The organism is Maricaulis sp. W15 (genome assembly GCF_001924955.1).
Taxonomy (GTDB): Bacteria; Pseudomonadota; Alphaproteobacteria; order Caulobacterales; family Maricaulaceae; genus Maricaulis; species Maricaulis maris.
The window spans coordinates 18,093-30,312 of sequence record NZ_LQXG01000008.1 but is presented as its reverse complement, the minus strand read 5'-3'; the positions used below and the strand labels follow the sequence as shown (position 1 = coordinate 30,312).

Sequence of the window (12,220 nt, the reverse complement as noted above, 5' to 3'; positions counted from 1 at the left end):
GACCGTCACCGTACCATCAGCGGTCGGTGTGATCGTGGCAGTATAAACCGTCGCGCTGGTCGCCGAGAAACTGGAAGCCGCACCATTGCCGACCGTGAAGTCGCCGACAGCAAAGCCCGTCACATCTTCCGAGAAGGTCGCCGTGATCGTGAAGGCACCCGACACCGGATCAGCCGAGCCGGTCGTCAGAGCGACCGTCGGCGCGGTCTCGTCATTTTCGATCGTGAACTGTGTTGCCGCCGTATTGCCGTTGCCGGCACCGTCCTGAGCGGCCCCGCCAGCGACATCAACGGTGACGGTGCCATTGGCCACCGGGGTAATGGTCGCCGTGTAAACCGTCGCACTGGTCGCCGAGAAACCGGAGGCCGCACCATTGCCGACTGTGAAGTCGCCGACAGCAAAGCCGGTCACATCTTCCGAGAAGGTCGCCGTGATCGTGAAGGCACCCGACACCGGATCAGCCGAGCCAGTCGTCAAAGCGACCGTCGGCCCTGTTTCGTCATTCTCGATCGTGAACTGGGTCGCTGCCGTATTGCCGTTGCCTGCCGCATCCTGCGCAGCGCCGCCAGCAACATCGACCGTCACCGTACCATCAGCGGTCGGTGTGATCGTGGCGGTATAAACCGTCGCGCTGGTCGCCGAGAAACTGGAAGCCGCACCATTGCCGACCGTGAAGTCGCCGACAACAAAGCCGGTCACGTCTTCCGAGAAGGTCGCCGTGATCGTGAAGGTGCCCGACACCGGATCAGCCGATCCGGTCGTCAGCGCCACCGTCGGCCCTGTTTCGTCATTCTCGATCGTGAACTGGGTCGCTGCCGTATTGCCGTTGCCTGCCGCATCCTGCGCAGCGCCGCCAGCAACATCGACCGTCACCGTACCATCAGCGGTCGGTGTGATCGTGGCAGTATAAACCGTCGCGCTGGTCGCCGAGAAACTGGAAGCCGCACCATTGCCGACCGTGAAGTCGCCGACAGCAAAGCCGGTCACGTCTTCCGAGAAGGTCGCCGTGATCGTGAAGGCACCCGACACCGGATCAGCCGATCCGGTCGTCAGAGCGACCGTCGGCGCAGTCTCGTCATTTTCGATCGTGAACTGCGTTGCCGCCGTATTGCCATTGCCGGCACCGTCCTGAGCGGCGCCGCCAGCAACATCAACGGTGACGGTGCCATTGGCCACCGGGGTAATGGTCGCCGTGTAAACCGTCGCACTGGTCGCCGAGAAACCGGAGGCCGCACCATTGCCGACCGTGAAGTCGCCGACAGCAAAGCCGGTCACATCTTCCGAGAAGGTCGCCGTGATCGTGAAGGCACCCGACACCGGATCAGCCGAGCCAGTCGTCAAAGCGACCGTCGGCGCGGTCTCGTCATTTTCGATCGTGAACTGGGTTGCCGCTGCACTGTCATTGCCTGCCGCATCCTGCGCAGCGCCGCCAGCGACATCAACGGTAACGGAACCGTCAGCCACCGGGGTCAACGTCGCGGAGTAATCGCCACCGCCATTGTCGGAAAAGGCAGACAATGCGCCATTACCAACGCTGATATCACCGACAACGAAACCGGTGACGGTCTCGCCGAAATCAACGGAAACGGTGAACGCGCCTGAAACAGGGTCCGCTGAACCGGTCGAAATCACCGGAGTCGGCCCGGTGAGATCCAGGGTCGATGTATTCGTGACCGCGGTCGCGGCATTGCCGGCGGCATCCGTGAGCACGACACTCACCGTCAGTGCGCCACCATTGAGGCTGGAAAGGTCAATTCCAGAGACTTGGAATTCAGACGGATCACCGGCACCTGGCACAGGAATGCTTCCCGAACCCGTAACATTCGTGCCGCCACCATCAGACGAAATCGTGTAACTGAAATCGGTCAGCGTCTCCGGGTCGTCGATCGTAAACGATGCCGTTGTCGAGCTGACCGGTCCGTAGAGTGCCGCATCAAAGGCAACCGTATGGCCGGCAGGCGGCACGTCATCAGTGCCGGTACCCGCAATGCCGAACAGGAAAGGGGCTTCATCCGTGTCATCGTTCGCAATCGAAACCGTCGCGCTGACATCGCCTGCCGCGGACGGATCGAATTGAATTGTGAACGTCGTCGAACCGGAGGCAGCGACACTGGTCGAAGGCTGGACTGTCACCGTGAAATCGGCCGACCCCGAAATCGACACGGCGTCACTGCCCAGCGTCAGAGCCGCGCCACCATCATTGTGGATGGTGAAGCTTGACGAAGACATGGCTCCGGCAACGGCGAGACTTCCGAAATCAGTGCCATCAGCGACCGATGGCGTCGAGTCGCCGAAGGCAATATTGACGGTGTCGGTTCCGTCAGCGAGACGAATTTCCGGCAGCGCCGTACCAACACCGGCGATCGCGAAATCATAGCTGGCCTCGTCGGCGTCATTGCTGGTCACCGTGACAGTCGCACTGCGCGACGCGGCAACTGATGGGTCGAACTGAATCGTGAATGTCGTGGTCGCACCCGGCGTCAAACTGCCTGCTGCGGCTGACGTTATCGAGAAATCGGCTGCGTCAGCTCCCGACAGGGCCACGTTTGTGATCGTAAGCGTATCCGTACCCGTATTCTCGATGGTGAAGGTCCGCGACGTGATACCCGCAGCCACATCGGTCGGCACGAACTGGGTATGATCCGCCAGGCCGGGCGTGACATCACCGTCCGCAATCGAGAGGGAGTTGCCCTGAACATCGATCTCCGGATCACCGGCAACGGCATCGAATGCGAAGACGTTCGACACGGCATTGTCATCGCCTTCGGCGTCCTGAACGACTGCCGCCGGAAGGAAAACCTCAACCGCCCCGACGCCGGTCGGGGTAACCGTCAGCGTCCAGTCGGACCCTGAGCCCGAGAGCCCGCTCGACGTCGCATTGGTCAGGTCAAAATCACCGGCAACCAGGCCGGTTACCGGCTCGCCGAAGCGCACCCCAAGATCACGAGAGAAGGCCACGCCCAGATCGGTGGTATCGCCCGAAATCGTAACACTGGGCGGCGTTCCGCCCGGCACATTGACATCAAAACTGTCGGACGCGGGGTCAATCGTGACGGCCCCATCATCCGAGCGGGTCGCGGTCAAATTGCCGGTTGTATTGGTGTAGGTGCCGCCGGTAGCGCCTGCTGGCACGCTGATTGTAACCGTGAAAGCACAGGCCCCCTCCGACGCAAGGTTACCCCCGGTCAGGGAGAGGACACTCGTGCCCGAAAGACTCGAACCGGCGCCACAGACATCCGTCATCGGCAAACCGGTGGCGACGGCGCCACTCAACATCGCGTCGAGATCATCCGTGAATGCGATGCCAGTGACCGTGAACGCGCCCGTCGCAGCGATGTCGAACTCGACATCTATTGTGTCACCAGGCGCGACCTGGGCTTCGGCGAAGGTTTTGGTGAATTCGATCGTGCCACCAAGGCCCTCGGCAAAATCAACAGCCAGGGTGTCAGCCGCCCCCGTATCCGTGTAGCTCACGCCGTCGAGCGTATAGGTCAGACTGGTTGTGCTAAATCCATAACTCCCCGCGGCCAAGGCATCGTCGATCTCGATGAGCAGATCGAAACTGCAACTCGCACCCGCCAGAACTTCCATCGAAGACAGCAGGAGATAGCGATCGGCGCTAAAGAAAGACGCAACAGAACTTGCGCCACACGGCGTCACGATGGACGGCACGCCGACAAAATCGGTGTCGGATGCTGCGTCAATGTCCAGAGCGAAGGAGCCGAGCGTGAGATCGTCGTCCGTATTGTTGGTCAGTGTGAAGCGCAGGGTAGCCTGGTCCGACACATCAACCGGATTACTGACGAAGACCGCCGTGAAATCCACATCGTCTCGCGGATCACCATCGACGTCGTAGACCACGCTATACACATTTGAACCGGTATTTGCATTGCCCGACTGGTCGACCACAGTCGCGGCTGGCAACTCGACGGTAATCGGCGTTCCGGCGCCTGTGGGCGTGACCTCGATTGTGACCGAGGAAACATCATCACCCGACTGTCCGCCATCCCCGCCGAGATCCGCAAAGGCGACGGTCGCGTTCGTCACGCTCAGATCGGACACTGAAAAACCGTCAATCTCCTCCGCATACAACCCCAACTCGACAAAACTGATGCTGACATTGAAGGCCGCATTCACCGGGCCATCGGGCCCGGCGATCACGGGCGCCGGCGCGCTGCTGTCAACACCGACCTCGATGTTGAAATCCGCCCAGTCATGATCAATTGCGCCGGAGACAGACCCGGTACCGGTAATATTGCTTGGCGAAACCGCATAGGCGCCCGATGCCGTCGAGACAGGCGTCGTGATCGAATACCGGATGGAACACTGCCCGCTCGGATCAACATCCGTAACGGTGACCAGGCCCAATCCGTTCGAGGCAACGGTCGGCGTACCGCAATTAAAAGTCGAGATCGATGCCAGGTCGAGTCGGGCACCGGTTATCGCCGCATCATAGTCCACGGTGAACGTCAAATCCGTCAGGACCTCCGACCCGTTGGACCAGATAATATGCGTGATGGCTGCGTTCTCGCCGGGATCGATACGCGGCTCTTCGCCTGTTTCGTAACTGGCGGAGGAGTAGGTCCCAAAAAACTGCGCTGTCGCATCCGTCGCAACCAGCACGCCACCCGCCAGACCAGCGGCAACCATCGCCACCAATTGCGTGGCGCCGGAGGCGCGTTTTACCCGACGGGGCATCCGCGCCTCGTGTGCAGCCCAACCGAATGACGAAACGATATCCAAAATTTTGCGCATATTCCCCCCACGCGGTCCGGCGATTCGCCCGCCTGACCACAGCACACCCCGGACGATCTGGGATTCCGCCGCCAACGAAGCACCGTCAAGCTACAACCAAAGCCTGAAAGAAAAAAGTCAAATCGCCTTTCGGCTTGGCTATTTCCCACCCAACAAAGGATTTCTTGTCGAAACGCATCTCGGGACGGTGTCGGACAAAAAAGGATTGCCCCGAAAGCCTTGGATTGCCCCTAATTCAGGTAGCGAGTTGCCGCCATTTGGCCTGGGCGATGGCACGGCTCCACCAGAAGCGGGCCGCGTCGTGGATTGTGTCGATGCCGCACGCTTGTGGCGCCTACAGGTCGGCACGGCTCTGTGCGAAACTTGACCGCCTGATTCGAATCCTTGGAGCGCCTCATGGACATCCACACCACACCGGCCATCTGGGGCGCAATGCGTGCACGCCGGAGCCGCGACGCGGCCAGCACTGACGGGTTTGCGCGCATGCTGGCGACCTGTCTGGAGCTGGGGACCCCCTGGATTGATCATGCCGATATTTATGATGATGGCGCTGTCGAAGCCCTGCATGGTGCGGCCGCGCGAACGCTCCCCAGCAGTGACCGGTCGCGCCTTCGCGTGATCAGCAAGTGTGGGGTTCGCTTCGCCTCCCCCGGCCAACCCGGCGTGCGGCTGCATCATTATCGCGCCGATGCGGCCTGGTTGCAGCAGCAGGCCGAGGCCTCCTTGGAGAGGCTGGGCGTCGAGCGCATCGACCTCTACCTCCTGCACCGACCAGACTACCTCATGCAGGCCGAGGAAACCGCCCGGGCACTCGAAGGCCTGATCAGCAGCGGAAAGATTGCCGCCTGTGGCGTCTCCAATTTCTCGTGCCACCAGGTCGAAACGCTGACCGCAGCCGGCAATCTGACACTCGCCGCCAATCAGATCGAGCTGTCACCGTTTCACACAACACCGCTCGACAATGGCCAGCTCGATCACGTCCGGCGACTGGGCATGGCGGCCCTTGCCTGGTCGCCGCTGGGCGGACAGCGCCTTTTCAACGCCGATGATGCGGTGTCGGTACGGGTGCGCACCTGTTTGAAGGCCATGCAGGCGCGGCTCCCCGACAGTCCCGGCATCGACGCACTGGCCCTGGCCTGGCTGCGCCGGCTCGGCGCGATCCCGATCCTGGGAACGGGCAGCCGGGACCGTTTGATACGACAGGTGCAAGAGATGCGCGCCATCGAGATGGACGTGCAGGACTGGTATGAAATCCTTGAGGCGGGGCGCGGTGTCCGGGTGCCCTGACGCGGTTCAGCGATTCAGCGAACGCCCGAGAATAGCGCGGATACGTGCGAGCTTGTCCGGTGTCGGATCGCCAAACAGGCCACGTGCGGTCGACGGAAGATGCACCATCGGATCTTCATCGTCCTGGAAAAGATAGCGGTCGAAAATGAGCTTCCAGGCCTGTCGCTCACGCGCCGGCATGCCACGCAGTGTCAACAGGCCGTGCAGCAGGGTCATGAAGGGCGTCGCGAGATGCTCAGGCCCGTCGCGCCACCAGAAATTCATCATCATCCCGAACGGGTCGAGCGTCTCGACATAATGGACCTGCATGGACGGCATGTAGAGCGCGTCACCCGGGCCCAGCTCAGCGATGCGGGCCTGTTTCATGGCTTCGGCAAAGCGCGGAAAGCGGTCGATATCCGGATGACGCGGATCAACCAGGCTGACAGGCTGCCCGGCCAGCGTCACATCGAGCGGGCCGATATAGAGATTGGCAATCTGCTCGATCGGAAATAGCAGGAAACGGCGCCGACCGGATACCACGCAGGCCAGGTTTTGCGGCAGGTCCCAATGCGGTGCGGTGCGTGTCTGGTTACCGATCCACAGGGAGGTCAGGCGCTCAACGGCGGGGTCGAGCAAGGACATTGGATTGTCGCGGGCGATCGGGGCCAGGGCCTCGCGCACCGGCACGCCGCCAGCAAACAGGGCATCCGGTTCCGCCGCGTCTTGTCCGGACACAAGCGTATCGAGCAAAACCCCCAGCGGCGGCGTTTCGACCTCAAATGTGAAACCGCTGAAATCCTCATTGTAGAAGAAGCGGGTCCCCGCCGAACGGGGCTGGCGGAAAGTACGGACCGGAGTGTCCGGCGCTGTCTGCTTCAGCCTGTCGGCAAGCGCCCCGGCACCTTGCCGGGACGCCTTGAGCAAGGGCCAGTCCTTGACCAATCCGCGCAGGATGGCCGGCTCGCCCGCCGGCTGGATTTCCGCTTCGAAACGCGTCCGGTCGACGCCGTCAAACTCGGCAACCGGTGCTATTCCGGGAAATCCATCATCCACCATCTCGGCTTGTCCGGTCCGTTGCCTGCGGGTCAGCCGACGACGTCCCGTCCGCTTGTCCGACACCCAACAGGAAGACCAGCGGATCGGCAAGCCGGGCATTCCACGCCGCCTCATTGTGGTCAGCGCCGTCATACCGGGTTGAGCGATAATGGGCGCGATCATCAAAGCCTCGCTCCGCCATCACGGCATCAATCGTGACCTGGTAGACTGGGTAGAGGTTGTCCAGATTGATCGTGCCATGATCGAGCCAGATGCGATGACGGGCCGGGTCGAGCCGCGCATCTTCCAGATAGTCCGACCAGGCCGCGAGGGCCTGCTCACGCCAGGCGTCGGCGATGTGCGGGTCCTGGAAAGACGCGTCGGCAAAGATCGGCCAATGGGTGGACAGGCCCGCCGCCGCCGCGAAGGTGTCGGGATATTGAGTGAGCCCGTATAACGAGATCAGCCCGCCCATGCTCGACCCCATCAGGGCGGTGTCCGCACCCTCGGGGCGGGTCCGGTAGCGGCTGTCGATCAGAGGCTTGATGTCCTCGACCACGAACCGCAGGAAGGCGTCGGACACGACCCCGCCTCCCCAGCTCTCCAGCGCTTGCGCCCGCGCCGAAGCCGCGAAGCGGTCGAACACCGCTTGTGGAGCATATTCACGGGCCCGGGCCGACGTGTTCCAGATTCCGACAATGATGGCCGGCCGGATCCGCCCCTCGGCGATCAGGCGATCCATCGTCTCGTCCAGCCCCCACTCGACGCCGGCATAGGAATAGCCCGGCTCAAACAGGTTCTGCCCGTCCATGGCGTAGATCACCGGATAGGCCTGTTCACCGTCCGCATAGCCGGGCGGCAGATAGATCGAGATCGGACGGGCTTCCAGCCCGTCGGCGCCCATCGGCTCGAGACGAAGCACCGTTCCGGCAACCGGCTGAGCTGCCAGACCCGGTGTGACAAGGGCCAGGACGAAAAGAGTCAGGAGGAGGCGCATGCCGTTACTCCGCCACAAAGCGAATGGCGGCACCACCGCCCGCCGCGAGCGGCAGATCCAGAACCGTGTCCGCATCAACTGTACGGGTCTCGATCAGGACATCATAGGGATTGTCATGCCAATGGGCGTCCGGACCATCGCGATAGATCTCGGCGGCGTAGGCACGGCCCGCCTCGAGAAAATCGAGCGGCACGGACAGGGTCCGGGCCTCCTCGTCCGTGGCAGCGCCGAGATACCAGTCAGCGCCACCGCGCTCCTGGCGCACGGTAACGATGAAGTCCCCGACCGCGCCTTGCAGGGCGATCGACTCTTCCCAGTCCGTCGGCACATCGCGGATAAACTGGAAGGGCTCGGGATTGGCGGTGTAATTCTCCGGCAGGTCGGCCGCCATCTGGATCGGGCTGTAGAGCACCACGTAAAGCGCCAGCTGGCGGGCCAGCGTTGTCTGCACCCGATTGGGGCTGTCAGGGCCGTTGAAGGTCAGATCAAAGATACCCGGTGTGAAATCGGCAGGTCCGGCCAGCATGCGGGTAAAGGCCAGCATCGCGGTGTGCTCCGGCGGGTTGGGCGGATTGCCCCAGGCGTTGAATTCCTGACCGCGCACGCCCTCTCGGGAAATCCAGTTCGGATAGGTCCGGCGCAGGCCGGTATCCTTCACCGGCTCGTGCGGATTGATGGAGATATGACGGGCAGCCGCGGCCTCGAGCACGCGGATATGATGGTTCACCGCATACTGCCCGTAATGCCATTCATGGCGTTCTTCGCCATTCTCGTCGATCCGGAGCAGATTGCCGGCATCAGCGACATAGCCGGTCTTCACCTGGGTGACACCGAGACGTTCATAGAGATCAAACGCATCCTCCATTTGGGTCTCGTAATTGGTCAGATGGCCCGAGGTTTCGTGGTGTCCGATAAGGCGAACACCGCGCGTCCGGGCGTGATCGGTGACCACTTCAATGTCGAAATCCGGATAGCTTTCCGTAAAGGAGAACAGGGCGCCATTATTGAACCAGTCGCCGTCCCAGCCGATATTCCAGCCCTCGATCAGTACCCCCGCGAAGCCGTTTTCGGCGGCGAAATCGAGATACTCGATCGCATTCTCCGTCGTCGCACCGTGCTCGGGACCAGAGCCCCAGGTCATCGTGTTGATGTGCATACCCCACCAGATGCCGATATATTTGCCCGGCTCAACCCAGCTGACATCACCCAGTACATTGGGCTCATTGAGATTGAGGATGAGATCGGAGTTGATCAGGCCGACAGCCTCTTCGGCGACCTGGATGGTACGCCATGGCGTGGTGAACGATCCGTCCTTGTGGACCGCGATCCCGTCCGGACCCGGTGCGAGCTCGGCGGTCAAAACGCCTTCGCGTTGCTGGTCCAGCCGCATGCCGGAATAATCCACCAGGGCCGCCTCGTGGATCGCGATATGCACGCCTTCATTGGGCAGCCGGGCCGTGAAGGGCGTGTGCGCCGTATCGACGTCGATCAGGGGTGTGGTGCGGTAGACATACTCATAGCGGTTATAATCCCCGGCAGGCGTCCACCAGGTCTCGCTTTCCTGTGGCATGGCAAAGCTGGTGACTTCATCGACAATGGCGCGATGTTCGCCATCAGGGACCGGCACTTCATAGCGAAAGCCAAGCCCGTCATCGAAGACCCGTACGCGCACGTCGAAACCGCGGCTGGCATCGCGCTCATGGCGATAGCTGACCAGGAGCTCATTGTGCTGATCATGAACGACCCGGCGCTCGCCCCAGGGCAACTCCCACTGCGTATTGGCGCTTGTTGTCTCGCTGTCGACCGGCCAGAGCCGGGTGTCGAGATTGCCGGCGACAGCGAAACGCAGACCGAGCATGGACGGCGAAATCACATCCTCGCCATCAAACTGGACACGATAGCGCGGCAGACCGCCTTCGCTCCAGAAGACCGCGCTCAAGCGTCCGTCCGGCGACGTGACAACCAGCGGAGCCTCGATGACCTCACCCGCGATCGGGCTGTCCGGCCCCGGCTCGGCCCGACTGGCGGGTACCGCCACCACGGACAGGGCCAGCAAGGCGGCGCCAAGCCGAATGGCGGCGCGTGATTGACGTGCGATCATGATGTCCTCCCGGTATTTTCACCCAGTGTGCCCACATCTTGCAAATTTATGCAATTCTCTTGAAGCACGAAGCCCTTGCCGCCCAACATGACATCAGGATAGCATATACATACAAAAGAATATCGCGCGGGGAGGCGCATTGTCATGACTTCGCAAATATCGAAACTGACGATCGGACTGCTGGCGGCGACCTGCCTGACAGCCTGTGCGGCCAGCCAAACCGAAAGTGGTGCCGAGCGCATCGAAATAGCGGATCGCTCACCGGCGGACGAAATCATCTATTTCGTGATGCCCGACCGTTTCGAGAATGCGGACCCGTCCAACGACCTGGGCGGCCTTGAGGGTGACCGCCTGGATCACGGTTTCGATCCGACCGCGCGCGGCTTCTATCATGGCGGCGACCTGGCCGGACTGACAGCGCAACTGGACTATATTCAGGGCCTGGGCATGACCGCAATCTGGCTGACACCGATTTTCCAGAACCAGGCGGTTCAGGGCGGACCCGGCCAGGAATCCTCGGCCTATCACGGCTACTGGATCACCGACTTCACGCGGCCCGATGCCCATCTGGGGTCTCGCGAGGAATTTCGCGCCTTTGTTGACGCGGCGCATGCCCGCGGCATGCGTGTCTATATGGACATCATCACCAACCATACAGCGGACGTCTTCGCCTATCGGGAGTGCCACGACCCGACCTCCGCACTCTATATCGACCCCCAGGGCCAATGCCCCTACCGCCGGATTGGTGACTATCCGTGGACAACGCAGGGCGGCCCCGACGGCACGCCCATCAATGACGGCTTTGTTGGCGACGACCCGATCAACCAGACGGCCGCAAACTATGCCCGGCTGACCGATCCGAACTGGGCCTACACGCCCTACCTGCCGGACGGCGCACCAACCCGGACACCGGCCTGGCTGAATGACGCGACGCTCTATCATAATCGCGGGGAGAGCTTCTGGTTTGGCGAGAGCGAGCTCTATGGCGATTTTTCCGGCCTGGATGATCTCAACACCGAACACCCTCGCGTCCTCGAGGGCATGATCGAGATCTACAAGGACTGGATCACCGAGTTCGAGGTCGACGGCTTTCGCATCGACACAGCCAAGCACGTCCAGCCCGAATTCTGGGTACGCTTCTCCCAGGAGATCCTGGATCACGCACATTCGCTCGGCATCGAGCACTTCCACATTTTCGGCGAGGTCTATGAATTCGACGCCGGCCAGCTGGCCCGCTACACGACCGAGGCCGGCCTGCCCGCCTATCTGGACTTCGCCTTCCAGGGAACGGCGCGCGGCTTTATTGTCGGCAATGAACCCGGCGAACGCTTCCAGTCACTCTTCCGCATCGACCATGTTCTCGAAGGCGGCTTCGACACCGCCTCGACCCTGCCGACCTTCCTCGGCAATCACGATATGGGGCGCCTCGCTGGCTTCCTGCGCGAAGCCCATCCCGACATGAGCGATGGCGAGATGCTGGCCCGCCTGCGCCTCGCGAATGCGCTGATGTTCTTCTCACGCGGAACGCCAACCATCTATTATGGCGACGAGCAGGGCTTTGTGTCCGATGGCGGCGACCAGCTGGCGCGCGAAAACATGTTCGAGAGTGTGGTCGCAGAATACAATGACAATGACCTGATCGGCACCGATGCCACGACCGCCGACCGCAATTTCGATCCTGAGCACCCACTCTACCAGGCGATCGCCGAGATGGCGGCCCTGCGGCAGACTCACCGCACGCTGCGACGCGGCGACCAGATTGTGCGTCACGCCGACAATGAAGACAGCCTGCTGGTCATGAGTCGTGTCGATTACGACAGCGGGGAGGAGTATGTGATCGCCTATAATGGCGAGACCGACGCCCGCGATATCCGCGTTGAAGTTGATGGCCGCGCCACGTCTTGGGACAGCCTCGCGGGAACCTGCCCCATGGTCAGCGACGCCCCGGGGAGCCTCAGCCTCAACATTCCGCCGCTCGACTACGTCATTTGCCGCGCCAGTCTGGCCGAATAACCCAGTCGAAGCCGTCATGAAAAGGGCCCCGGCGGAAATCTCCGCCGGGG

6 protein-coding genes are annotated in these 12,220 nt (G+C 62.0%); 2 read left to right on the top strand and 4 right to left on the bottom strand.

Annotation, left to right across the window (positions count from 1 at the left end):
- The coding region (locus tag AWH62_RS05195; RefSeq protein ID WP_158025569.1) for an Ig-like domain-containing protein at positions 1 to 4,698 on the bottom strand (4,698 nt) is incomplete at its 3' end.
- 453 nt (positions 4,699 to 5,151) lie between these two features.
- On the opposite strand from AWH62_RS05195, the gene AWH62_RS05190 reads away from it, so the two are divergent.
- Entirely contained in the window at positions 5,152 to 6,042 is an 891-nt protein-coding gene (locus tag AWH62_RS05190) for an aldo/keto reductase family oxidoreductase (RefSeq protein ID WP_083635025.1), read from the top strand.
- Positions 6,043 to 6,048: 6 nt separating this feature from the next.
- On the opposite strand, the gene AWH62_RS05185 is transcribed toward AWH62_RS05190, so the two are convergent.
- The 3 genes from AWH62_RS05185 to AWH62_RS05175 are packed head-to-tail and all read right to left on the bottom strand — an operon-like array spanning position 6,049 to position 10,157.
- Positions 6,049 to 7,080 (bottom strand): cupin-like domain-containing protein, encoded by a 1,032-nt coding sequence (locus AWH62_RS05185; protein ID WP_075189432.1) that lies wholly within the window; start codon positions 7,078 to 7,080, stop codon positions 6,049 to 6,051.
- Entirely contained in the window at positions 7,070 to 8,056 is a 987-nt protein-coding gene (locus AWH62_RS05180) for an alpha/beta hydrolase (protein WP_075189431.1), read from the bottom strand. Before AWH62_RS05180 ends, AWH62_RS05185 begins: the two co-directional genes overlap by 11 nt.
- A 4-nt stretch (positions 8,057 to 8,060) precedes the next feature.
- On the bottom strand, positions 8,061 to 10,157 hold the full coding sequence (locus AWH62_RS05175) for a glycoside hydrolase family 97 protein (RefSeq protein WP_083635023.1): 2,097 nt from the start codon (positions 10,155 to 10,157) through the stop codon (positions 8,061 to 8,063).
- Positions 10,158 to 10,301: 144 nt separating this feature from the next.
- Here AWH62_RS05175 and AWH62_RS05170 point away from each other — a divergent pair, with 144 nt between their 5' ends.
- On the top strand, positions 10,302 to 12,170 hold the full coding sequence (locus AWH62_RS05170; protein WP_075189430.1) for an alpha-amylase family glycosyl hydrolase: 1,869 nt from the start codon (positions 10,302 to 10,304) through the stop codon (positions 12,168 to 12,170).
- The last annotated feature ends 50 nt before the right edge of the window (positions 12,171 to 12,220 follow it).